Source organism: Thermanaeromonas sp. C210 (assembly GCF_013167955.1).
Lineage (GTDB): Bacteria > Bacillota > DSM-521 > Neomoorellales > Neomoorellaceae > UBA12545.
Window position 1 is genome coordinate 528218 of the sequence record NZ_BLWF01000001.1, and the last position, 24061, is coordinate 552278.

The window sequence follows — 24061 nt, forward strand, 5'->3', positions numbered from 1 at the left end:
CGGTTTGCTGCACCGGAAGGAAAAAGCGATTTGCATAGGTCCTTAACTAGGCCCTCAATTTTCTTGACACCTGGCGGCGTATTCTGTATGATAAAACTGACTAAAAAAAGAATACGGGGTCTGTTAACCAGAGGCAGGGATCGTCACCGGGGTACCGGGAGTATGCGTCTTGGCTAACAGGCTGAAAGTGTACCTCAGGGTTCCGCGCAAAGGGAGATCCTTTGCGGCCTGGTCCGAGTGGTACAGGCACCTTTTGGTGCCACACCGGAGGGACTAAAAACCCAGGCGGGTAGGTTTCAGCACACTTGGCGACCTACCGGGCCTGGGTTAATTAATTTATAAAGGGGTGATGGGATGCAACAGCCTTTAGTGGGCATTGTCATGGGCAGCGATTCGGACCTGCAGGTGATGAAGCAAGCAGCCGAGGTCTTGGATGAATTCGGCGTACCCTATGAAGTGCGTATTCTTTCCGCCCACCGCACCCCGGAAGCGGCCCTGGACTACGGCCGGGGAGCGGCGGACCGGGGGCTTAAGGTGTTGATTGCCGGAGCGGGGGGCGCAGCCCACTTGCCGGGCGTGCTGGCCTCTGTTACTCCTCTGCCGGTGATCGGCGTGCCCATTCACACTCCGGCCCTGGGAGGGCAGGATTCCCTTTATTCCATAGTTCAGATGCCCCGGGGAGTCCCGGTAGCCACGGTGGCCATCGACGGGGCCGCCAATGCGGCCTTGCTGGCCGTCCGGATACTGGCCGTGAAGGATTCCTCCCTGCAGGACGAACTCATAGCCTATAAGGACCGGCTGGCCCGGGAAGTACAGGAGAAGGATAGGAGATTACAAGCCTCGGGGCAGAATAGGTGTGAAGGAGAGGTGCCGGCCGATGATTGAGCGCTACACCTTGCCGGAAATGGCCCGCATCTGGGACGAGGAAAATAAGCTGCGCAAGTGGCTGGAGATCGAGATCTACGCCTGTGAAGCCTGGGCCGAGCTGGGAAGGATCCCGCCGGAGGCGGTGGCGGCAATTAAGGAAAAGGCCGCCTTTGACGTGGCCCGGGTCAAGGAAATAGAGGCCACGGTCCGGCACGACGTCATCGCCTTTTTAACGAACGTTGCCGAGAGGGTGGGAGAGGCCTCGAAGTATATCCACCTGGGCATGACCTCCTCGGATGTCCTGGATACGGCTCTCGCCCTGCAGATGCGGGAAGCGGCCGACCAGCTCCTGGGAAGGCTGGAGGGCCTGCGGGGGGTGCTGGTAGAAAGGGCCAGGGAGCATAAGTTCACCCTTATGATGGGACGCACCCACGGCATTCACGCCGAACCTACCACCTTGGGCCTCAAGCTCGCCTTGTGGGTTACGGAGGTGGACCGTAGCCGGGAAAGACTCCGGCAGGCGCGGGAAATGATCAGTGTAGGGAAAATTTCCGGCGCGGTGGGGACCTTTGCCCACGTGGATCCCTTCGTGGAAGAGTATGTCTGCCGCAAGTTGGGACTTAAGCCCGCCCCTGTTTCCACCCAGATCCTCCAGCGCGACCGCCACGCCCAATACCTTACCACCCTGGCCGTTATAGCCGGATCCCTGGAAAAGATGGCCACGGAAATCCGCAACCTCCAGCGCACGGATATTCTGGAGGTGGAAGAGCCCTTTGCCCAGGGGCAGAAGGGTTCTTCTGCCATGCCCCACAAGCGAAATCCCATTATGTGTGAGCGGATAGCGGGCCTGGCCCGGGTGGTACGCGGAAACGCCCTGGCAGCCCTTGAAGATATGAGCCTCTGGCACGAACGGGATTTAACCCACTCTTCGGTAGAGCGGATCATTATTCCCGACACCACCATCCTGCTGGACTACATGCTGGCCAAATTCACGGAAATAATGGCGGGTCTGACCGTTTACCCGGAGAACATGAGGCGGAACCTGGAACGGACCCACGGCCTCATCTTCTCCCAGCGCGTCCTGTTAGCCCTGGTGGAAAAGGGGATGTTGCGGGAAGAAGCCTATGCCCTGGTCCAGCGCCACGCAATGCAGGCCTGGCGGGAGGGGTTATCCTTCAAAGATTTGCTCCTGCGAGACCCCGAAGTTACCTCCCGCCTGAGCCCGGAAGAAATAGAGGGGGTGTTCGACTACAACTACCATCTGAAACATGTGGATTACATTTTCCGGCGCGCCGGCCTGGAATAAAAACATCTTTATCTATCCGGTCGAAAGGGGACAAGCCAATGGGCATGCGAGGGGAGCTCCTTTACGAGGGCAAGGCCAAGCGGGTTTACCGGACGGAACACCCCGACCTGTACCTGGTGGAGTTTAAAGACGATGCTACCGCCTTTGACGGGCTCAAAAAAGGGGTTATAGCCGGCAAGGGAGAAATCAACGCCCAGCTTTCTGCCCTCCTTTTCCGGAAGCTGGAGAAGGAGGGTATAGCCACCCACTTCGTGGAACTGGTGGGCCCGCGGGAAATGCTGGTCAAGGCCCTTAAAATCCTGCCGGTGGAGGTGGTGGTACGCAATATAGCCGCGGGCAGCCTTTCCCGGCGTTTGGGGCTGGCAGAGGGTACCCCCTTAAGAACGCCGGTGGTGGAATTCTATTATAAATCCGACGAACTCCACGACCCCATGATTAACGAAGATCATATAGCCGCCTTGGATTTGGCCGGCCCCGATGAGGTAAAAGAATTTAAGGCACGGGCCCTGAAGATTAACGAGGTATTGACCCGGCTCTTAGAACCCGCCGGCCTTGTCCTGGTGGACTTTAAACTGGAGTTTGGCCTGCACCGTGGCCGGCTGCTCCTGGGGGATGAGATTTCTCCCGATACCTGCCGCTTCTGGGACCGAGATACCGGGGAAAAGCTGGATAAGGATCGCTTCCGGCGGGATCTAGGAGGCGTGGAGGAGGCCTACGCCTCCGTGTACGAGCGTATCAGCAAGGTGGTGGGTTGAAGTGTCCAAGTTGTACCTGGCCCGGGTCCACGTGACCCTGAAGACGGGCGTCATGGACCCCCAGGGGGAAGCGGTGAAGCAGGGGCTGTTGACCCTTGGATACCAAGGGGTAAAAGAGGTCCGGGTGGGTAAATACCTGGAAGTGCGCCTGGAGGCCCCGGATGAGGAAGAAGCACGGCACCGGGCAGAGGAGATGTGCCGGCGCCTGCTGGCCAATCCGGTCCTTGAGGATTACATCGTAGAGGTGGCCGAAGGATGAGGTTCGGAGTCATCGTATTTCCCGGCTCCAACTGCGATCAGGACGTCTATTACGCCCTGAAAGAAGTCCTCGGGCAACCGGTGGACTACCTCTGGTATGCCGAAACCCGCCTGAAAGGCTATGACTGCCTGATACTGCCGGGGGGATTTTCTTACGGCGATTATTTGCGGCCCGGGGCCATTGCCAGTTTGTCCCCCATCATGACGGCGGTAAAGGATTTTGCCCTCGAGGGGGGCCTGGTGCTGGGCATCTGTAACGGGTTTCAGATTCTTTTGGAAGCGGGGCTGTTGCCCGGGGCCATGCTGCGCAACCGCTGCCTCCAATTCCGCTGCCAGGACGTCTACCTTAAGGTGGAAAACAATACCACTCCCTTCACCGGCCGTTTTGCCCGGGGGCAGGTGCTAAGGATGCCCATTGCCCATAATGAGGGGAATTATTACGTCGACCCCGCAACCCTGGGGCGTTTAAAGGAGAAAAATCAAATTGTCTTCCGGTACAGCAATCCGGAGGGGGAGATAACCCCTGCGGCCAACCCCAACGGTTCGGTAGACAATATTGCCGGAGTCATAAACGAAGAGGGAAACATTCTGGGCCTTATGCCCCACCCGGAGCGCTGTGTGGAGGAGCTCCTGAGCGGCACCGACGGGCGGGAGCTCTTTGCTTCCATTGTGGACTGGTGGGCGCAGCAGGGCTTGCGCGGTCTGTCTAACAGTTTTTGACGAAGGAGAGAAACCCATGAAGGAAGAGGTCTGGCGGCAGATGGGCCTGACGGACGAAGAATACGAGCGCATTAAAACCCTCTTGGGGCGGGAGCCCAACTACGTGGAACTGGGCATGTTTGCCGTCATGTGGTCCGAACACTGCGGCTACAAGCATTCGCGCCCCTTTTTAAAAATGTTTCCCACCGAGGCCCCCTGGGTCCTGCAGGGCCCGGGAGAGAATGCGGGGGTTATAGATATCGGCGACGGCCAGGCCGTGGTGTTTAAGATGGAAAGCCATAACCACCCGTCGGCCATCGAACCCTTCCAGGGCGCGGCAACCGGCGTGGGAGGTATTGTGCGGGACATCTTCGCCATGGGTGCGCGGCCCATAGCTCTGCTGGATTCTTTGCGCTTTGGTCCCCCAGACAACCCCCGGAACCGCTACCTTTTAAGCGGAGTGGTAAGCGGAATATCCTTTTACGGAAATTGCATCGGGGTTCCCACCGTGGGAGGTGAAGTAGCCTTTGCTCCCTGCTACTCCGGCAACCCCCTGGTCAACGTTATGTGTGTGGGTCTGCTGGAGCACGGCCGGGTCCAGCGGGGCCGGGCCGACGGGATAGGGAATGCCGTTATGGTAGCAGGAGCCCCCACCGGCCGCGACGGCCTCCACGGTGCCACCTTTGCCTCCGAAGGGTTGGGCGAAGCATCGGAGGAACGCCGGCCCTCCGTACAGGTAGGCGACCCCTTCCGGGAGAAGCTGTTGATTGAGGCCTGCCTGGAGGTGGTGAAGGAGGACCTCCTGGTGGGCATGCAGGACATGGGAGCTGCCGGCCTGACCAGTTCCACCGCCGAGATGGCTTCCCGGGCCGGTACAGGAATGGAGATCGACGTGGAGCTGGTGCCGCGGCGGGAAGAGGGCATGACACCCTATGAAGTCATGCTGTCGGAATCCCAGGAGAGGATGCTACTGGTCCCCAAAAGGGGCAGAGAAGAGCGGGTGAAGTCCATTTTTGCCCGTTGGGGCCTGGAGGCCGCGGTGATAGGGCGGGTGACCGGTGACGGCGTGCTGCGGGTGAGGGAAGGGAACCGCGTGGTGGCCGAAGTGCCCGCGCGCTATCTCACGGACGAATGCCCGGTTTATGTGAGGAAGCGGGAACGTCCCCCATATCTGGCGGAGGTGCAGGCCTACGACTGGTCGGCCCTGCCGGAACCGGTGGACTACGGCGATACCCTCCTCAGGCTTCTCTCTTCTCCTAACATTGCCAGTAAGGAAGGGGTCTACCGGCAGTACGATTATATGGTACGCACCGATACGGTGGTAAGGCCGGGTGCCGATGCAGCCGTGCTGCGAATTAAAGGTACCCGGAAGGGGTTGGCCCTAACCGCCGACGGCAATGCCCGTTACTGTTACCTGGACCCGGAGACCGGGGGAGCCATTGCCGTGGCCGAAGCGGCTCGCAATGTTTCCTGCGTAGGCGCCCGGCCCCTGGGCCTGACGGACTGTTTGAATTTCGGTAACCCCGAAAAACCGGAAGTAGCCTGGCAGTTCTACCACTGCATCGCGGGGATGAGCCGGGCCTGTAGGCGCCTCAACATTCCGGTAGTTGGGGGCAACGTCAGCTTTTACAATGAAACCGGGGGGAAGGACATATACCCCACACCGGTGGTAGGAATGGTGGGGCTGCTGGAAAATATCGAGGGCCGGTGCACCCCCGGTTTCAAGGCCGAAGGCCATGTGGTGCTGCTCCTGGGGGAAACCCTGGACGAGTTGGGCGGAAGCGAATACCTGGCCTTAATCCACGGTGTGGTGGCCGGCCGGCCGCCCCGGCTGGATCTGGAGCGGGAGGCGGCCGTGCAGGAAACGGTGCGCCAAGCCATCGGCCGGGGGCTGGTAGAAGCAGCTCACGACTGTTCGGACGGGGGTCTGGCCGTGGCTCTGGCAGAGATGTGCATCCTGGGCCGCGTAGGGGCCCGGATCCACTTGGAAGAAGTAGGGCGTGTCGACAGCCTCCTTTTCTCCGAAAGCCAGTCACGGGTTATCGTAAGCGTTCGGCCGGAAAAGGTGGCCGCAGTGGAGGCCTTGGCTCGGGCGAGGCAGGTGCCCCTTAAAGTCCTGGGAACCTGCGGGGGGCAGGTCCTGGAGATTAGGGTAGGCCTCGTTAAGGCCGTAAACCTCACCCTAGAGGAGATGGAAGCAGCATGGCGGGGGAGCCTGGCCACATTTCTGGAGGGTTAGCCAAGTTCCGGGAAGAATGCGGTGTTTTCGGTATTTATGGTCCGGGAGCCGAGGTGGCGCAGCTTACCTATTACGGCCTATTTGCCCTCCAGCACCGGGGGCAGGAAAGCGCCGGTATGGCCGTAAGCTGCGGCAGCGAGATAGAGGTGTATAAAGGGTTGGGCCTCGTGGCGGAGGTCTTCCGCCCCGACCATCTGCAGACTTTAAAGGGAGAGGTGGCCATAGGCCACGTTCGTTATTCCACCACCGGCTCCACCTCCCTGGTCAACGCCCAGCCCCTGGTGGCCAGCACGGGACAGGGGATGCTGGCGGTGGCCCACAACGGCAACCTGGTAAACACCTCCTCCTTGCGCCGCAAACTGAGCGCGGAGGGCTCGGTTTTCCAGACTACTACCGACAGTGAAATTATTTTAAACCTGCTGGCCCGTTACCGGCATCATCCCCTACCGGAAGCTATAAGGCAGTGCATGGCCGAATTAAAGGGAGCTTACAGCCTGGTCATAATGACGGAGAAACGACTTTTCGGTGTGCGGGATCCCCACGGGATAAGGCCCCTCTGTTTGGGTAGACTGGGCACCTCAGTTGTACTGGCCTCGGAGTCTTGCGCCCTAGATGTCCTGGGGGCAGAATTAATACGGGAAGTGGAGCCGGGAGAAATTATAATTATTGACGAACATGGTATTTCCTCCCTCCAGGGTCCCCGGGCGGACCGTCCGGCCCACTGTATTTTCGAGTTTATTTATTTTGCGCGGCCGGACAGCACCCTCGAGGGGATGAATGTTTATGCCGTAAGGAGGGAGCTGGGACGGCGTCTGGCGGCCGAGTGTCGGGTGGACGCCGACCTGGTCATTCCGGTGCCCGATTCGGGAGTTGCGGCAGCCGGCGGGTATGCCGAGGGATCGGGCCTACCGCTGGTGGAAGGCTTGATCAAGAACCGCTACGTGGGCCGGACCTTCATCCAGCCGACCCAGGAGAGTCGGGAACTGGGGGTGCGCTTGAAGCTCAATCCCATCCGCTCCCTCCTCCGGGGCAAGCGGATCATTATCATCGATGATTCCCTCGTAAGGGGCACTACCAGCCGACACATCATCCAGATGCTGCGGGAGGCAGGCGCCAAGGAGGTCCACCTTCTAATCGCGTCTCCCCCGGTACTTCACCCCTGTTATTACGGCATCGATACCAGCGCCTACGGGGAGCTGATTGCGGCTCGCTGGCCGGTGGAAAGAGTAAGGCGTTACGTGGGGTGCGATACCCTTTATTACTTGAGCTTGGAAGGCCTCTTGAGCGCCTTCGGCCCCCAAAGGGACGATTACTGCACGGCCTGTTTTACCGGCTGTTATCCGGTGCCCCTTTAGGGGATTATGGTTCGGCAGAAGTTTTGAGCCGGGATATACGGCGAATTAAGATATGTATTAAGGAGGCCTGGGCGTTGAGCAGGCGGAACTGGACCTATGCGGCGGCGGGAGTCGATATCGTTGCCGGCAGCCGCGCGGTGGAACTGATGCGGGAGCACGTGCGCAGTACGTGGCGGCCGGGGGTTTTGGGGGATATCGGAGGCTTTGGGGGCCTTTTTGCCCTTAAGGGGACGTACCGGGAGCCGGTGCTGGTGGCCGGGGCCGACGGGGTTGGTACCAAGTTAAAAATTGCCTTCATGCTGGACCGTCACCATACCGTCGGCCAGGATGTAGTGGCCATGTGCGTGAATGACATCCTGGTTCACGGGGCGGAACCCCTTTTCTTCCTCGACTATCTGGCGGTGGGCAAGCTCGACCCGGAAAAGGCAGCCGCTATCGTTAAGGGTGTGGCCGCGGCCTGTCGGCTGGCCGGGTGCGCCCTCCTGGGAGGAGAAACGGCGGAGATGCCCGGCTTTTATTCCCCGGGCGAATACGACCTGGCGGGATTTGCCGTAGGCGTGGTGGAAAGGAAGGAACTTCTGGACGGTACGGCCATCCGGCCCGGTCAGGCTGTAGTTGGGCTGGCCTCGTCAGGGCTCCATTCCAACGGCTTTTCCCTGGCCCGCCGGGTGCTCCTGGAAGAGGCCGGCCTGTCCCTCGGCGGGGAAATACCGGTGCTGGGTTCCACCTTGGGAGAGGAAATGCTGAAGCCCGCCCGCATTTATGTAAGGGCCCTGCTGCCCCTGATCCGGGAAGGGCTCATCAAGGGCCTGGCCCACATTACCGGCGGCGGCCTCGTCGAAAACCCGCCGCGCATTCTGCCCCCGGGGGTGGCCCTGCGCCTTTACCGGGGAGAGTGGCCGGTCCCCCCTATCTTCAATTTGATCCAGGAAGCCGGGGGCATTTCTGACCTTGAGATGTACCGCACCTTCAATATGGGCCTGGGAATGCTGGCGGTGGTAGAAAAAGGGCAAGTCCCTTCCGTCCTCACCCGCCTGCGGGCGGCCGGAGAGCTCCCTTACCTCGTGGGCGAAGTGGTGGAAGGGGCAGGGGAGGTGGAGTTCGTTCCGCCCCTGGAAGGGTAGTTAGGCAGCCACCCCTTCCTTACTTCGGCCCGGCGAGGCAAGGCAGTTTACGGTGGCGGGGCGGAGGAGGCGCCGGCAGGTTGGGGTCTAAAAGGAGCATACTGCTGTGGTAGGGGACCTTTCCGGAGATACGGGAAGACCCCGCGGCCGGCCATGGTAGAGAGAAAACAAATTAAGGGGGGAAAAGGATGTCCCTACCTATTGGAGTACTGGCTTCGGGCCGGGGCAGCAACCTGGAGGCCATTATACGGGCCCGGGAGGCCGGGGAGCTTCCGGTAGAGCTCAAGGTGGTCATAAGTGATAAAAGGGAGGCCCGCGCCCTCCGGATTGCGGCCGAACACGGCATCCCGGCGGAATTTCTGGATCCCCGGGCTTTTCCCGACCGGGTGAGCTATGATTTAGCCCTCGCGGCCCGCCTTAAAGAAGCAGGGGTAGAGCTGGTGGTCCTGGCGGGTTTCATGCGCATCTTGAGTCCGGCCTTCCTGGAACAGTTTCCCCTGCGGGTGATAAATATCCATCCCGCCCTTTTGCCGGCCTTTCCCGGTTTGGAAGCCCAGCGGCAGGCCTGGGAATACGGAGTAAAGATCAGCGGCTGTACGGTCCACTTTGTGGATGTCGGCGTGGACACCGGCCCCATTATCGCTCAGGCAGCCGTGACCGTAGAAGATGGCGACACGCCCGAAACCCTGGCCGAGCGCATACTGGAGCAAGAGCACAGGCTGTTGCCGGAGGCTATACGCTGGATAGCCCAGGGACGCGTTCGAGTCCAGGGCCGCCGGGTATACGTGGAGAAATAGACCTGCAGAATACCGAAAGGAGGAAACGGACGTGACACGCAGAGCCTTGCTCAGTGTTTGGGACAAGAGGGGCCTGGTCGACTTTGCCAGGGGGCTTGTGGAGCTGGGATGGGAAATCATTTCCACCGGAGGGACGGCCAAGGTCCTGCAAGATGCCGGCCTGCCCGTCACCCCCGTCCAGGACGTGACGGGTTTTCCGGGCATACTGGAAGGTAGAGTCAAGACCCTGCACCCCATGCTCCACGGCGGCATATTGGCCAAGCGCACGCCGGAGCACCTGGCCCAGCTGGATGAGCTGGGAATCAAACCCATCGACCTGGTAGCGATAAACCTTTATCCCTTCCAGGAAACCATCTCCCGCCCGGGCTGTACTATAGAGGAGGCCATTGAAAACATCGATATAGGCGGGCCGGCCATGGTGCGGGCGGCGGCTAAAAATCATGAATATGTCACGGTGATTGTGAACCCCGAGCGTTATGAAGAGGTCCTGGCCTGCCTGCGCCAGAACGGCGATGTGGACCTGGCCACCCGGAGGAAGCTGGCAGCCGAGGCCTTCGCCCATACGGCGGCCTATGATGCAGCCATCGCCCTTTACTGGCAGGGCGAAGCCTACGGCCAGGAAAGTTTCCCGCCCGCCTTTTTCCTGGTGGGGTTCAAGGTCCAGGACCTGCGCTACGGCGAAAACCCCCACCAGGGTGCGGCCTTTTACCGGCTGCCCCGCGTACCGGCCGGCAGCCTGGCCGGCAGCCGCCAACTCCAGGGGAAGGAACTTTCCTACAACAATATAATGGACCTGGATGCCGCCTGGAACCTGGTAAGGGAGTTTAAGGAGCCGTTGGTGACCATTATTAAGCACACCAACCCGTGTGGGGCGGCCAAGGGGGGAACGGCCGCGGAGGCCTACCGGAGGGCTTACGAAGCGGACCCCCTTTCGGCCTTCGGCGGCATAGTGGGTTGCAACCGGCCGGTGGACCGGGAGATGGCCGAAGAGCTGGTCAAAACTTTCCTGGAAGCCGTTATTGCTCCCCTCTTCACCCCCGTAGCCCTGGAAATCCTGCGGTCCAAGCCTAACATGCGCCTGGTGGCGGCGGGCGAGGGGCAGGCCTCCGCTGGCTTTTGCCAGGTGCGACCCGTAAGCGGCGGATTTCTCGTGCAAGAGCCCGATCTCCGCGAAGTGCGAGGGGAAGAGCTGAAAGTGGTGACCAGGCGCCGTCCGAGCCCCGAGGAAATGGAAGACCTCCTTTTCGCCTGGAAGGTAGTTAAACATGTAAAATCCAACGCTATTGTAGTCGCTAAGAAGGGTGTTACCCTCGGGATAGGTGCCGGGCAGATGAACAGGGTGGGCGCCGCCCGCCTGGCCCTGGAACAGGCGGGAGAAAAGGCCCGGGGGGCAGTACTGGCTTCGGATGCCTTCTTCCCCTTCCCCGACACGGTGGAGGCCGCCGCGAAAGCCGGGATCACGGCGATAATCCAGCCCGGGGGATCCATCAGGGATAAAGAATCCATAGCCTGCGCCGACGAATACGGTCTTACTATGGTCTTCACCGGCGTGCGCCACTTCCGGCACTAAGGAAGGCGGGCCGGTTGCGAAGGCGAGTATATTTTCCCTTGAAGGGGGGATAGCCGTGAAAATCCTGGTGATAGGAAGTGGCGGGCGGGAACATGCCCTGGTGTGGAAATTGGCCCAGAGTCCTACGGTCACCGAGATCTATTGCGCTCCCGGCAATGCCGGTATAGCCAATCACGCCTACTGCGTCCCCATATCCTCCGACGACATTGAAGGCCTGGTGGATTTTGCCCGCAAGGCCGACATCCAGCTGACGGTGGTGGGACCGGAAGCGCCCCTGGTGGCCGGGGTGGTGGATGCCTTTGAGGCAGCCGGTTTGAGGATATTCGGCCCGCGGCGGGAGACGGCCCTCTTAGAAGGCAGCAAAGCCTGGGCCAAAGAATTCATGGCTAAAGAAGGCATCCCCACCGCCCGTTATGCGGTAGTGGATAACCTGGAGGACGCCCGCCGCTACCTGGACAGGGAAGGGGTGCCGGTGGTAATCAAGGCCGACGGCCTGGCCGCCGGCAAGGGCGTGGTAGTAGCAGAAGACGAAAGGGAAGCCCTTCGGACCATCGAGGAAATGCTGGGCGGCCGCTTCGGCCCTGCGGGGCGACGTCTCGTCCTGGAAGAGAAGCTGGAGGGAGAAGAGGTAAGCGCCATGGCCCTGTGTGACGGAGAGCACATCCTCCCTTTGTTGCCGTCCCAGGACCATAAGCGTCTTTTGGACGGGGACCGGGGCCCCAATACTGGCGGAATGGGTGCCTACGCGCCCGTTCCCTTCTATGACGGGGGCACGGCAGCGGAAGTGATGGAAACCATCTTACAGCCGGCCGTACGCGCCATGGCCGCGGCCGGGAGGCCTTACACCGGCATCCTATACGCCGGATTAATGCTGACTGCCCGGGGGCCCCGCGTCCTGGAGTTCAACTGCCGGCTGGGGGATCCCGAAGCCCAGGCCTTACTGATGCTCCTGGAAAGCGATCTGGTGGATATTATGCTAGCAGCCCTGGAGGGCCGGCTGGACCGGGTGGAAGTCAAATGGCATCCGGGAGCCGCAGCCTGCGTGGTCCTGACGGCTCCGGGATACCCCGGCGCGTATCCCCGGGGTGAAACCATTAGCGGGCTGGACAAGATCCCGCCAGGGGTAGAGGTGTTCCACGCCGGTACGGCCCTGAAGGGGGGACGCCTGGTCACCGCCGGAGGGCGGGTGTTGGGGGTTACGGCCCGCGACGAAACCCTGGAGGAAGCCTTAAAGAAGTCCTATGCCGCGGCGGAGCTTATTGACTTTCCTGGAAAGCACTACCGGCGGGATATCGGTCAGCGGGCGTATAAACTTTCCCCCGCAGGCCAATCTAAATAAGAGTAGATACGAAGTCAGTTCCGGTACTGCTCAAATGCAAATAGGGGGGAAGCCGGTGCCTCGCCCCTTCCGTAAACCTCTCCGCGCAGCCCTTTGGCGCTTAAAGAGCAAGGCAGGTGAAATTGGTGCTTCTGGGGGGCCAGGGTTAAAATACCCCTACCCCCCTCTAGAACATTACGTTTTTACTTCTGAGCTGAAGCTAAACCTGCAACAGCTGGAGGAGATATTCAACCAGAGCGGCGACGTAGTAAAAAGGGACTTTTTCATCGGCGGCCGGGCCCGGGCGGCTATCATTTATGTTGACGGGCTGGCCGACAAGACCCTCATCGAGGATACCCTCTTGAGAACTTTGCAGCGCGCACCTGCGGATTTAGCCCAGGCCTTGGTGGACAAAACTGCACCCCTGGATCGCCTTTTAGAAATCATCGTACCCATGGCCGACGTTGATTTTGTGGAGAAAATGCCGGATGTGGTCAATCATGTGCTTAACGGCGATGCAGTTCTCTTGTTTGAGGGCTACCACAAAGGCCTGGCTACCAGCACCCGCTCTTGGGAACACCGCAGTGTCAGCGAACCCCTCACCGAAAGCGTAGTACGGGGGCCGCGGGAAGGCTTCGTGGAGAACTTGAGGACTAATACGGCCCTAATACGCCGGCGTCTGAAGACGCCGGACCTCGTAGTGGAAAACCTCCTGGTCGGTCGCTACAGCCAAACCAACGTATCTCTGGCCTATCTAAAGAGTCTGGTCAATCCGGCTCTGCTCCAAGAAGTACGCCGGCGGCTGGACAGTATTGATGTAGACGGGATTTTGGAAAGTGCCTATATCGAAGAGCTCATTGAGGATAACCCCTTTTCACCCTTTCCCCAGATCGACCATACGGAACGGCCGGACAAGGTGGCGGCCGCCCTCCTGGAGGGGAGGGTGGCCATTCTCCTCGATAACACTCCCTTTGCCCTCTTAGTGCCTACCTTGTTTGTCCAGTTCCTTCAGGCCAGTGAGGATTATTATGAGCGTTACTGGCTGGCGAGTTTCTTGAGGCTAGTGCGGTTCGTGATCTTAAACATTGCCCTCTTGTTGCCCAGCGCTTACGTGGCCGTCAGCACCTTTCACCAAGAAATGCTGCCCACCAATTTGTTGGTGCGCCTGGCCGCCCAGAGGGAGGGGATCCCCTTCCCCGCCCTGGTCGAGGCGCTGTTGGTGGAACTGGTCTTTGAAATTTTGCGCGAAGCAGGGGTGCGTCTCCCCCGCTTGGTGGGCCAGGCGGTAAGTATAGTGGGCGCCCTGGTTATCGGTGAAGCGGCAGTGAGCGCAGGTCTGTTTTCCCCGGCCATGGTGATTGTGGTAGCCCTGACCGGCATCAGTTCCTTTGCCCTTCCTAAGTTTTCCATGGCCATTACCATCCGCCTGCTCCGCTTTATTATGCTGGTTCTGGCCGGGGTACTGGGATTTTACGGCATCATGCTGGGTTTGCTGGCCGTTTTGGTGCACCTCACCACCCTGCGCTCTTTCGGAGTGCCCTACCTGGCGCCGGTGGCTCCCTATCATGGGCGCGACTACAAGGATGTTTTTGTACGCGCACCGCGCTGGGCGCAAGATTCCAGGCCTACGGAACTCGTCTACCGCGATCCCAGGCGGCAGACCGAGGGATTGAAACCGGCCCCTCCCGGTAGAGATAAGGGAGAGCCGGGGGGAGGCCGCTAGCCGTGCTGGGTAGCCGGGAAGAAGGTTTTATCGATCCATGGCAGGGAGCGATTTTGCTGTGGTTCAGCGTCTTGCCCACGGCCATTCTTTTTCTACCGAGCCTTCTAGTTTCGAGGGCCCAGCAAGATGCATGGATAGCCGTCGTAGTGGCCACTCTGCTCACCGTACCCCTAGCGGTCCTGATTGGTTGGTTACTGGGTCGGTTTCCGGGAAAAACCCTTTTTCAGGCCAGTGAGGCCATCCTGGGGAAAATCCTGGGCAAGGCCTTTGCCTTATTCTATGTCCTGGCCTTTGTGCAATTGAACGCCATTGTCCTGCGGGAGTTCGGCGAGTTTCTGGTGACCGCCGTCATGCCCGAAACCCCCCTCATCGTTTTCACCGTTACCCTTACCGCCTTGACCATTTACGCGGCCCGCAACGGCCTGGAAGTAATCGCGCGGTCGGCCCAGTTTATTCTTCCCCTCATGGTCAGCTTTTTCGTTATTGTCCTGGTGCTAGTTACCCCTAAGATGTCCCCTCGCAACCTTTTCCCCCTCTTCGAAGGAGGCCTTGGCTCCCTTTTATTAGGCGCGTTCATCGCCTTGGGGTTTACAGGGGAAATCATCGTTATGGCCATCATTGGCGCCTTTATTCAACCTACCCAGGGGGTGAAGAAAAGCCTGGTTCTGGGCCTGGCTGGCATCCTGTTATTCTTGACTTTAACCGTGATAGGAGGCCTTCTGGTCTTCGGCGCTTCCGAGGCGGCGCGCCTCACCTTTCTGGCCTTCTCCCTCGCCCGGGTGATAAGCATCGGCAATTTCCTGGAACGCATCGAAGTGCTCTTTATGGCCATTTGGGTGGGAGGAGTCTTTATCAAGGTTACTCTAAACCTGTATATTGCAGCTTTGGGCCTGGCTACGGCTGCCAATTTGACCGAATATCGTCCCCTCTGTGCACCCCTGGCTGCCCTGACGGTCGTCCTGTCCACCTGGCTTTTTGATAGCCTTACCCGCGTGTTCTTTTTCGTGGAGCAAGTTTTTCCTATTTGGGCTTTAATATGGGAATTCATCATTCCCTTTAGCTTGGGCTTTATGGCGCTGGTCAGGAAGGTTGAGGGGGGAAGACCATGAGGAGATACTTCCGTCCCTTGTTCCCCCTCCTTTCCCTCGCCCTCATAGGCCTGGTGCTGGCCGGGTGCTGGAGCCGGCGGGAAATCGAAGAACTGGCCCTCATAATGGCCGCTGCCCTGGACGCGGAAGAAGAGAACCAGGTTCGCTTGAGCGTCTTTATCATCAACCCCCGCGAAATCGGCGGCGGGCAGCCCATGGGAGCCGGGGGCGGGGGCGGCACCAGGATGCCGGGAGAAATTGTTACTGCCGTGGCCGACAATTTTGCCGAAGCCACTCGCCGTCTGGAGGAACATATTCCTCGCCGTGTTTTTTGGGCCCACAACCGGGTGATCATCCTGGGGGACGGGCTGGCACGCAGGGGCTTACAGAGTTTAGACTGGTTTAGCCGCGACCGCCAGATGCGCCTGGATACGGTGGTCATCATTACCGAGGGCGAAGCACGTCGCGTGTTGGATTTGCCCCCTGGGATCGAGCTCAACCCGGGGAGCATCATCACCGGCATCTTGAACAGCCATGTGATTTTAAGAGTAGAGTTAAAGGATCTATTTGCCATGTGGCAGGCCAAGGGAGATAATCCGGTAGTGCCGCGGGTGGTTCTGCTTTCTCCCGAAGAACACAGCGGGAGCAAGACCCAAGGCGGAGGGGACCGGCAAGGCGGTGCAAGCCAGGGAGGCGAAGGCGGGGGAGAGGGTCGTAAACAGGATCAGGACGGCCCGGCAGCCATACGTTTCGATGGGGCGGGAGTTTTTAAAGATGATAAACTGGTAGGATATCTCAATCATTTGGAGACCCTGGGCACCATGTGGTTGCGGGGGGAAGTGAGGGAGGGCGTCATTACCTTTAATTGCCCTGCTCATCCGGAGGGGCAGGTGGCGGTCCGCTTCTACCGCTCCCAAACCAAGGTCAAACCCCAGGTAGCGGGCAACAAAATTAGCTTTCTGGTCAAAATTACGGCCGAGGGCGACCTTACCGAGCACACGTGCCCCGATTCCCTAAAGGACCCGGCCCAGCTTAAGGTCATGGAAGATGCCCTGCGCCGGGAACTGGAGAGGAGGGTGCAGGCCGCCTTGAATAAAGCCCAGAAGGAACTGAAAGTGGACATGTTCGGATTCGGTGAAGTCCTCCACCGCGAGCAACCTAAATTATGGCGGCAAGTGCAGGACAATTGGAACGAAATCTTTGCCGGAGTCGAGGTAAGGGTAGAGAGCCAGATGGAGGTGAGGAGGGTGGGCATGACCTACGCTTCGGTAGAAGCCATCCGCGGCAACACCAGCGGCAAGGAGACTTCTCCGGGGGGCAGGTAAATGTTCATTTTCTTAATCGCCGTGGCTTTTCTCCTTATCGCCTACGGGGAGGCCGTCCCTTTGTATCGACAGAAGAAGTACAGTGAACTGGCAGTGATGGGCGTGGTGTGGTCCCTCGGACTGGCCCTGAGCCTCGCCCTGGTCTTAAATTTGCCGTTACCCAATCCTACCGATTGGATGGAACGCCTCATGGTACCCTTATTCCGGCTCTTGGAGACATTTTTAGGATCGCTGTGAATAATCTTGGGCGGCTTGTTAAGAAGGAAGATATCTTGGACGTCCGATATTATCGTAAAGCCCTGGCAACATGGATTTTGATTTAGCTCTGTTCCGGCGTGATGTGGCAGAAGCATGGTTACAAAAATGCTTTGACGTGGCTATACGTTGTGATATACTGACCTCGGTGGCGGCTACCTTCTCAGAGTATATTTACGATTTTTGGGACACCCCACACCAGGCTTAGAGGCTTGCTTTGGTGTAGGAGGGAAGTTAAATATGCCCGGAAGCTCGTTATCTTTTGTTCGGATTATTATTGTTGCAATAATTTTTTCAACAGGCTTTTTCTGGTTGGGCCGCCGCTCTGTTACCCCTATCATTCCCGGGCCGGAGGACATTTCATTCAATGCTAAAGTCTATCCCTTTAGCTCTGTTTTTGGATATCGTTCCTATTTTGGCCTAATAGACCACGGTCGTACAGATGATGAGTATGAGGACGAAATGAAACGGGCGATAGAAGTAGCCGTCTATTGGGAACTAAGTCCGCAAAAGCGTCTCGAAGATGAGAACAGACTTTATTATCCACCATATATCATCATTATTCCCGATCAAGAGTACTGGACATATGCGGGCACCATGCGTAGTGAAATTAAACTGCATACCGTTAGATCTTTACCTCACGATATTATCGACAAGGTTTTAAAATATCATCCAGAATACAACTGGGTCAAGCACAGTGAAGAACGTTTTGCATGGGTGCTGCATGCAACCTCTTTTGAACAAGGTTTCACCAGCCTGGCATTTAGAAAAAGAAGCAATTCCGGCCAACCCCAACCGTTCAAGATCTGCTTTGTTTACTACGATCCGGTGCTCCAGAAAGGGTGGGCCAAATCCTTGGAAGTTGGGGTTCCGGTAATTTGAGAGAGCAGCTGCCGGAAGCCGCGGGGTGGGGACTTATAAGGCGTTCCCGGCAGGAATTCTTCGGCGGGAAAGAGAATAATTGAGGCCAACAAGACAATTAAAATGAGTGAGGAGGCGTTTTAATTATGCCCCTACCGCCCTTTGTTGAAGCTTTAGCAGAACGGGATCCCGAGTTTTACCGGGCCGTCAGAGCTGTGGCCGAAGCGGCCATGGGCCCTGGTGCCCTGGACGCCAAAACTAAGACCCTGATTACCCTTGCCCTGGACGCCGCCCACGGCGCCGGCGAGGGGGTAGCCGTCTTGGCCCGGCAGGCCCGCCAGCTGGGCGCCAGCGAGGAGGAAATCCGGGAAGCCCTGCGCCTGGCCTACTTTGTGGCCGGCAACGGCGTTCTGGTGGCGGCCGATGCGGCCTATCGGTAAATGGGCGGCTCCTTCGAAGATGGGACCATGCTCCTGAAGCGGGAAGACCTCCTCGGTTTATTAAAGACCCAGGGGGTCTTACCTTACCTCATCACAAGGACGGGGACTCCCGCTACGGTTGTTGACCACCCAGGGTATGGGCGATACTGGGCAGGCTTGCATTATTCCTCTCCGCTGTTCCTTCCGCAATTTCCACAGCGACCGTGACCGTGGTAGAGTCTTCCCCTTTAATGTCAGCAGATTTGCCGGCCTAGTAGGGAACGACGCCTCGTCACCCAGGGATTGTCGTGCTGTTAACCGTCTTGGCCCTTCCCATAATTCCCGCTTCAGATGTGATCCAGATCACAAAGAACCGTGACAATTTTTGGGTTCCCAGAGTGATGTTCCTCACTCTCCTCTTTTGGGAGGTGCTCTATAATAGGGGCCAAAAAGAGGGGAGAGATACTTATGTTAACGGAGACCCTGGTAAGGCAGCATAAGGAGATTATGGGCCTCTTGGGCGACATTGAGGAGATGGGAAGGGAGCATATTTCCGGCCGGCCGTTCGAGCTCCTCATTAAGCTGGGGGAGCTTTCCGGCAAGGTGAAGGTCCACCTGGCCCAGGAAGATCGGGGGCTGTACCCCGTTCTCCTCAAACACCCGGACGGGCAGGTGCGGGAAAAGGCGCAGAGGTTCATCCAGGAGATGGGCGGCCTCAGGGAGGCCTTCGAGCGCTTTAGGACTAGGTACGCGTCTACCGGGGCCATCAAAGAAGATCCGGCCCGATTCCTGGCCGACGTAAGGGACCTCGCCTCGGCCTTGACCAAACGCATCCGCCTTGAAGAGGACGAGCTGTATCCCTTGGTTAAAAATCTATAGAACCCCCTTCACAAGGCAGGGCCGGTTAAGGGCCGGTAGGCGCCCGGCCCTAAGAACCCTCCTTGCTCAGAGCCGGGATATTCCTCGAATTTGCCGCTTCTGACCGAAAATCGTAATACAGGAAGGCCGCCGTCAGCAAAGTGGAGCCCAAGTCGGACACGGGTAGGCTCCACCATACCCCGTGCAGGCCCCAGAACCGCGGAAGAACGAGAAGGAGGGGTATGAGCAAGAGAACCTGGCGCGACAGGGTAAGCAAGGTGCCTTGGAGGGGCTTGCCCGTAGCCTGGAAATACCCCGAACCCACAATCTGAAACCCTATGAGGGGGAGTACGAAAAAGAGTATGCGCATGGCCTCGACGGCCAGGCTTATTAACTGCGGGTCCTGACGGCCGAACAAAGCAACGAGTTCTTCCGGCCATATCCTGGTGACGGTATAGCCGACACCTATAATTACCGTGGCCCAGAAACTGGCCAGCTTGAGGGCTTCTTTCACCCGGTCCATTCTCCGTGCCCCGTAGTTGAAACCGATGATGGGCTGGGCGGCCTGAGAAATGCCCATGACGGGCATAAACATGAAAGTTCCCAGACTGAAAACGACGCCCACCGCGGCAATGGCCAAATCCCCACCGTAATGGGAGAGGCCCCTGTTAAAAATTACCTGCTGCAAGCTGTGGACCAATTGCAGGGCGAGATGGGGGAAGCCGACCGAGAAAATCTTCAGGCAGGCAGAACGGCGCAGGACAAGGTTGCGTACGGAGAGTCTTACCACGCTGCGCCCGGAAACATAGTAGTACATAGCCCAGGCAGCAGATATGCCCTGGGAGACGACCGTAGCCAGGGCCGCGCCTTTGATGCCCATGCCCAGGGAGAAAACTGTTACATAGTCCAGAATGATGTTACTTAGGGCCCCTACGATGTTGATAACCATAGCCAGGAACGGCTGACCTTCGCCCCTGATCATGCTGCTGAGGCCGAACCCCACGCTCATGAGCACATTGCCTAGAAGTATTATGCGCGTGTACTCCAGAGCATAGGGTAGGACGTTTTCCAGAGCGCCAAAACTTGAGAGCAAAGGCCGGAGGAAAGCAAGGCCGACCGCGGAAGCGCTAAGGGCCACCAGCACCAGGAGGGTCAGGGCGTTCCCGGCTACGACCTCGGCCTCTTCCTTTTTCCTTTCTCCCAGGCGGATGGAAATGAGGGCAGTAGCTCCCATGCCTACCAGCATGGTAAGGGCCATAAGCACCATCATCAGGGGAAAGGCCACGGTGGTCGCCGCTATGGCCAGCGGCCCGACTCCCCTTCCCACAAATATCCTGTCTACGACGTTATAAAGGGCGTTCACCAGCATTCCCGCTATGGCCGGGAGCGAAAATTTCCACAGCAAGCGGCCGACCGGGGCCAGCTCCAGTTCACGGGCTCCCCTCGTTTTTTCCATATTAGCTCTTTCACTCCCCTCTTCTAATTGGAAATCCGGCCGTTCCCGCGGCGGTAACGAAGGGTTGTTCGGCATTCGTATGGCAAGACTTTTAACATAAATAAAGATAAAAAGCAAGCCAGAGCCGAGGGGTTAAAGGAGAAATCGGAACTGGGAGGTTAAAAGCATGAGGAGATCTCCTCCGGCTGCCAGGCAAAATGGCCCTTGCCCCTTCTTTAGGCTAGGTGATATTATTACGGTAGCAGTATACCGGATTCAATTTTATTCCGAGGTGAGGCCGCTTTGAATCTTAACCGACAACTGCAGTTGCCCGAGGGGGTTGATGATTTTCTCCCCGGAGCGGCGGCGGCCAAACGGGATTTGGAATATAAACTGCTAACGCTTTTCCAGGGCTGGGGTTACCAGGAGGTGGTAACCCCAACCTTTGAGTTCGTGGAAGTTTTCCAGGCCGGACAGGCCAACGGCAGCGAGGATGTGCTGTATAAGTTCATCGACCGGCAGGGGAGGGTTTTGGCCCTGCGGCCGGAGATGACCGCGCCTATAGCCCGCCTGGTAGCTACCCGCCTCAAAAGGGAGAAGCTTCCCTTGCGCCTCTGCTACAGTGCTACCGTGTTCCGGTATGAAGACCCCGCCCGCGGCCGGCGTCGGGAGTTCAATCAGGCCGGCGTAGAGCTCCTGGGGGCCAGCGGCGTGGGAGCCGACTGTGAAGTAGTGGCCCTGGCGGTAGAGGCCCTCCTGCAAGCTGGCCTCAAAGAATTCCGGATAGGTTTGGGACAGGTGGCGGTGACTAAGGGAGTACTGGCCGAGCTGAACCTGCCAGGGGAGGCCTTGGCGAGGGTGAAGGAAGCCATGGTGGGCAAAGACTGGGTGCGCTTGAGTTACCTTTGTGAGGAATACGGCCTCAAGGGCGATGCCCGGCGGTGCCTGGAACTGCTCTTTACTCTGCACGGTGGCCGGGAGGCCCTGCGGGGAGCCGGTCCTCTTAGCAAAATGAAGGCCGCCCGGGAGCCCCTGGAGCATTTGGAAGAAGTTCTGGCCGTCCTGGAACGCTACGGTCTGGGATCCTACCTCTTCATCGACCTGGGCATTTTGAGGGATTTCGATTATTACACCGGCCTCGTATTTGAAGGTTATACGGCCGGCCTGGGGTTTCCCGTCTTGGGCGGGGGCCGATACGACGAGCTGTTACAGGAGTTCGGCTATCCTTGCCCGGCTACCGGATTTGCGGTGGGGCTGGAGCGGGTGTTAACGGTGAGGAACGGCCTGGGTTCGCCCCCCGAGGAGAGCCCTACCGGTTACTTGGTGGCCGGGGAGGACCTGGCGGAGGTTCTCCTCCGGGCCCGGGAATTGCGGCTTACCGGGGCACGGGTGCAACTGGCTTGGGGCCTGAAGACCCCGGAAGAGGCCGCCGGGGAAGCGGCGGAACGGAAGCTCACTCCCGTGTGGGTATCATCCAGGGGTGAAGGGGAATGAATGACGTGGTGGTGACCTTAGCCCTGCCCAAGGGGAAGTTGGGGCATGAGACCTTAAAACTTTTGGCCGTCGCAGGCTTGCCGGTAGAGGGGGTTTCCACAGAAGCGAGGCAGCTCACTTTCAGTTTTCCTCGAGAATCCCTGCGCTATATCATCTGCCGGCCGACTGATGTGCCTACTTATGTGGAACATGGGGCGGCCGACCTGGGGATCGTAGGGAAGGATACCCTGGTGGAAAGCGGAGCCGATGTATTCGAACTGGTAGACTTGGGGTTTGGCTACTGCCGCTTTGTAGTTGCTGCTCCGCGACGGCAGTGGGAAGAAGCCGGGGGTTCCCTGGAAACCCTGCTGGCCGGGAGCCGCCGGGTGGCCACCAAGTTTCCCCGGGTGGCGGCCCGCTTCTTTTCTGACCTTGGGCAGCAGGTAGAGATCATTAAGCTGCATGGAAATATCGAGCTGGCCCCCCAGGTGGGCCTGGCGGACCTCATTGTGGATATCGTTTCTACGGGTAGGACATTAAGGGAGAACGACCTGGTGGAAGTAAAGCCTATCTTTCAGGCCACAGCCCGGCTTATTGCCAATAGAGTGAGCTACCGCATGCACCACGAGCGGCTCCAGCCCCTGGTGGAAAGGCTGCGGCGGGCGAGCAATAATCTGGGCGAAAAAAGGGACTTCCAAATTTTATCAAGTTAGTTTATGATTCTCCTTGAAAGGCATTAATTAGTATTCCTTTGACAGCAAGTCCCCAATCTCGCCTTTCTCGTCCTAATTTCGATAGAGGACGCGCGCAAGGGCCGTGGGAAGAAGACCCTCGCGGCGACGCCGACCCGTATAAGTCCGGACGTCCCGCCGGTACCGTATCATTTTATTACCCCAGAGGGAAGGGCTGGTGTTTAGTTTTGGGTTACCCCTCCCGGGATGAAAAACAGTTTCGTGTCATCTATGAAAGCTTTTATGGCCAGGCCTTTTACACGGCCTGGGCGATACTTAAAGATTACAACCTGGCGGAAGATGCTACCCAGGAGGCCTTTATCGAAGTTTTCACCCATTTCGACAAGTTGCCCGGAGAAGATAATTTCTTGCGGTGGCTCAAAACGGTTACCGCTCGCAAGGCCATCGATCTGTGGCGCAAACACAGGAAGTCACAGGCGCGGGAGCAGGCTGCGGCCGGAAGGAGCTCACAAGACTCCGGTTTTCTGGCCACTGAAAATAAAGTCCTGATATACCAATTGTTGCAAGAATTGCCAGCCACTTATAGACAAATTATCTATCTGCGTTTTTACTGCGATTTTTCGGTGAGAGAAACGGCCGAGATTATGCAGGTTAAGGAGGGTACGGTGAAATCACGATTGCACCGGGCCCTAAGCTACCTTAAACGCAAATGCGAGGTGGCCCGGGAAGTGCGGGAGCTCAGGAGGTGTTGACCCTGGAGATGGCTCACGAGGGCTATTGGGAGCGGCTGTTAAAAGAAGTCATCATCCGGGAGATAGAGAGGCAGTCTCTTCCCACACCCACCGATGACCAGTGGGCCGAGGTTTGGCGGGCGGTCCAGAGGAGGCGCTCACAAGAGAAAAAGAGTCGCCGGAGGCGGTATTTGGTCGCCGCGGCCGTTTTGGTATTCCTGTTAGCCGGTGTACCGGCCGTTTTTTATCCTGATGGGATTGCCGGTTGGGCCCGCCAAGTCTTGGGCTTGGCGCAAGGGCGGGACACGATGGTGAACGAGGGGCAGGAGGGAAGCAGCGCTTTGCCCCGTATTACCCAAGGTGCTCCGAAAATTACACTGGACCAGCAAGGACCTTTAGCAGCCGCGGCGCCGGAGGCAGGAAGGGCGTTGCGCGCCGAACTGGAGGATAAAGAGTTTCCCTTTGCCGTAAAGCTGCCGGCCTACTTGCCTCCGGGATTCGAGCTCAAGGGTGTGGAAGTGGACCCGGCGGAAACCGAAGGGGCTGACGTCGGCCGCGTTAGGCTTCTTTACGGAAAGGGTTCCCAGACGGTAGAAATCCTTCAGACTAGAGCGGCGGAGGAAGGGAGTGCCTTTTCCGTCGGCCCCGGGGCTCAGGAGGAGATCATCACCGTTGAGGGCCGGGAGGCGCGGTTAACTTCGGATGGGCATTCTTACACCCTGTATTTTCAGGATGAAGACCAGGTAGCCGTGCAGGTAAAGGGGAACATCGCGAAAGAAGATATCATTAGAATTGCGGCTTCCCTCGGCAAGGCCCCGGGTCCGGCACAGGAGTGAGCGCGTGTCCCTTCCGCGGGGCAGAGGTGGCGCATTTCCTCCGGGAGAAGGGTTTGGGGGTCAGATGATGGGTTGCC

At 58.5% G+C, this 24061-nt stretch carries 23 protein-coding genes; 22 read left to right on the top strand and 1 reads right to left on the bottom strand.

What is annotated here, in order from left to right:
* Positions 1 to 354 precede the first annotated feature (354 nt).
* From purE to TAMC210_RS02615, 18 genes are all read left to right on the top strand, one after another.
* The gene (gene purE, locus TAMC210_RS02530; RefSeq protein WP_173297218.1) at positions 355 to 885 is read left to right on the top strand and encodes a 5-(carboxyamino)imidazole ribonucleotide mutase; all 531 of its coding nucleotides are present in this window, start codon (positions 355 to 357) and stop codon (positions 883 to 885) included.
* Positions 878 to 2173: an adenylosuccinate lyase gene (gene purB / locus TAMC210_RS02535; protein ID WP_173297219.1), complete on the top strand. Its 1296-nt coding sequence runs from the start codon at positions 878 to 880 to the stop codon at positions 2171 to 2173. The genes purE and purB overlap by 8 nt, the downstream gene beginning before the upstream one ends.
* 38 nt (positions 2174 to 2211) lie before the next feature.
* Positions 2212 to 2928, top strand: coding sequence for a phosphoribosylaminoimidazolesuccinocarboxamide synthase (gene purC, locus TAMC210_RS02540; RefSeq protein ID WP_173297220.1), 717 nt, complete (start codon positions 2212 to 2214; stop codon positions 2926 to 2928).
* A gap of 10 nt (positions 2929 to 2938) precedes the next feature.
* The gene (purS, locus tag TAMC210_RS02545; RefSeq protein WP_173297528.1) at positions 2939 to 3187 is read left to right on the top strand and encodes a phosphoribosylformylglycinamidine synthase subunit PurS; all 249 of its coding nucleotides are present in this window, start codon (positions 2939 to 2941) and stop codon (positions 3185 to 3187) included.
* A complete protein-coding gene (gene purQ, locus TAMC210_RS02550) occupies positions 3184 to 3906 on the top strand; it encodes a phosphoribosylformylglycinamidine synthase subunit PurQ (protein ID WP_173297221.1) in 723 nt (240 codons plus the stop codon). Before purS ends, purQ begins: the two co-directional genes overlap by 4 nt.
* A gap of 16 nt (positions 3907 to 3922) precedes the next feature.
* Complete coding sequence (purL, locus tag TAMC210_RS02555; RefSeq protein WP_173297222.1) at positions 3923 to 6124, top strand: phosphoribosylformylglycinamidine synthase subunit PurL; 2202 nt, start codon at positions 3923 to 3925, stop codon at positions 6122 to 6124.
* The gene (gene purF, locus TAMC210_RS02560) at positions 6088 to 7479 is read left to right on the top strand and encodes an amidophosphoribosyltransferase (protein WP_173297223.1); all 1392 of its coding nucleotides are present in this window, start codon (positions 6088 to 6090) and stop codon (positions 7477 to 7479) included. The genes purL and purF overlap by 37 nt, the downstream gene beginning before the upstream one ends.
* Before the next feature lie 74 nt (positions 7480 to 7553).
* Entirely contained in the window at positions 7554 to 8603 is a 1050-nt protein-coding gene (purM, locus tag TAMC210_RS02565) for a phosphoribosylformylglycinamidine cyclo-ligase (protein ID WP_173297224.1), read from the top strand.
* Between the two features lie 188 nt (positions 8604 to 8791).
* Positions 8792 to 9400, top strand: a complete 609-nt coding sequence (gene purN / locus TAMC210_RS02570; protein ID WP_173297225.1) for a phosphoribosylglycinamide formyltransferase — start codon at positions 8792 to 8794, stop codon at positions 9398 to 9400.
* 31 nt (positions 9401 to 9431) lie between these two features.
* Positions 9432 to 10970 (top strand): bifunctional phosphoribosylaminoimidazolecarboxamide formyltransferase/IMP cyclohydrolase, encoded by a 1539-nt coding sequence (gene purH, locus TAMC210_RS02575; RefSeq protein ID WP_173297226.1) that lies wholly within the window; start codon positions 9432 to 9434, stop codon positions 10968 to 10970.
* 55 nt (positions 10971 to 11025) lie between these two features.
* Positions 11026 to 12309, top strand: a complete 1284-nt coding sequence (gene purD / locus TAMC210_RS02580) for a phosphoribosylamine--glycine ligase (protein ID WP_173297227.1) — start codon at positions 11026 to 11028, stop codon at positions 12307 to 12309.
* Between the two features lie 55 nt (positions 12310 to 12364).
* Positions 12365 to 14011 (top strand): spore germination protein, encoded by a 1647-nt coding sequence (locus tag TAMC210_RS02585; RefSeq protein ID WP_254388475.1) that lies wholly within the window; start codon positions 12365 to 12367, stop codon positions 14009 to 14011.
* Between the two features lie 2 nt (positions 14012 to 14013).
* The gene (locus TAMC210_RS02590) at positions 14014 to 15120 is read left to right on the top strand and encodes a GerAB/ArcD/ProY family transporter (protein ID WP_173297229.1); all 1107 of its coding nucleotides are present in this window, start codon (positions 14014 to 14016) and stop codon (positions 15118 to 15120) included.
* Positions 15117 to 16424, top strand: coding sequence for a Ger(x)C family spore germination protein (locus TAMC210_RS02595; RefSeq protein WP_173297230.1), 1308 nt, complete (start codon positions 15117 to 15119; stop codon positions 16422 to 16424). Before TAMC210_RS02590 ends, TAMC210_RS02595 begins: the two co-directional genes overlap by 4 nt.
* Positions 16425 to 16661 carry a hypothetical protein gene (locus TAMC210_RS02600; protein ID WP_173297231.1) on the top strand — a complete coding sequence of 79 codons (237 nt, stop codon included), beginning with the start codon at positions 16425 to 16427 and terminating at the stop codon, positions 16659 to 16661.
* A 258-nt stretch (positions 16662 to 16919) separates the two neighbouring features.
* Complete coding sequence (locus tag TAMC210_RS02605) at positions 16920 to 17561, top strand: hypothetical protein (RefSeq protein WP_173297232.1); 642 nt, start codon at positions 16920 to 16922, stop codon at positions 17559 to 17561.
* A 125-nt stretch (positions 17562 to 17686) separates the two neighbouring features.
* Positions 17687 to 17980, top strand: a complete 294-nt coding sequence (locus tag TAMC210_RS02610) for a carboxymuconolactone decarboxylase family protein (protein WP_173297233.1) — start codon at positions 17687 to 17689, stop codon at positions 17978 to 17980.
* A 447-nt stretch (positions 17981 to 18427) separates the two neighbouring features.
* Positions 18428 to 18838 (top strand): hemerythrin domain-containing protein, encoded by a 411-nt coding sequence (locus TAMC210_RS02615; protein WP_173297234.1) that lies wholly within the window; start codon positions 18428 to 18430, stop codon positions 18836 to 18838.
* A 49-nt stretch (positions 18839 to 18887) separates the two neighbouring features.
* On the opposite strand, the gene TAMC210_RS02620 is transcribed toward TAMC210_RS02615, so the two are convergent.
* Positions 18888 to 20273 carry an MATE family efflux transporter gene (locus TAMC210_RS02620; protein ID WP_173297235.1) on the bottom strand — a complete coding sequence of 462 codons (1386 nt, stop codon included), beginning with the start codon at positions 20271 to 20273 and terminating at the stop codon, positions 18888 to 18890.
* 282 nt (positions 20274 to 20555) lie between these two features.
* Here TAMC210_RS02620 and hisZ point away from each other — a divergent pair, with 282 nt between their 5' ends.
* The 4 genes from hisZ to TAMC210_RS02640 all read left to right on the top strand — a co-directional run bounded on the left by hisZ (position 20556) and on the right by TAMC210_RS02640 (position 23984).
* Positions 20556 to 21746 (top strand): ATP phosphoribosyltransferase regulatory subunit, encoded by a 1191-nt coding sequence (gene hisZ / locus TAMC210_RS02625; protein WP_173297236.1) that lies wholly within the window; start codon positions 20556 to 20558, stop codon positions 21744 to 21746.
* Complete coding sequence (gene hisG, locus TAMC210_RS02630; RefSeq protein ID WP_173297237.1) at positions 21743 to 22438, top strand: ATP phosphoribosyltransferase; 696 nt, start codon at positions 21743 to 21745, stop codon at positions 22436 to 22438. The genes hisZ and hisG overlap by 4 nt, the downstream gene beginning before the upstream one ends.
* Positions 22439 to 22644: 206 nt before the next feature.
* Positions 22645 to 23169, top strand: coding sequence for an RNA polymerase sigma factor (locus tag TAMC210_RS02635; RefSeq protein WP_173297238.1), 525 nt, complete (start codon positions 22645 to 22647; stop codon positions 23167 to 23169).
* Positions 23163 to 23984: a DUF4367 domain-containing protein gene (locus TAMC210_RS02640; protein ID WP_173297239.1), complete on the top strand. Its 822-nt coding sequence runs from the start codon at positions 23163 to 23165 to the stop codon at positions 23982 to 23984. Before TAMC210_RS02635 ends, TAMC210_RS02640 begins: the two co-directional genes overlap by 7 nt.
* Positions 23985 to 24061: the final 77 nt, after the last annotated feature.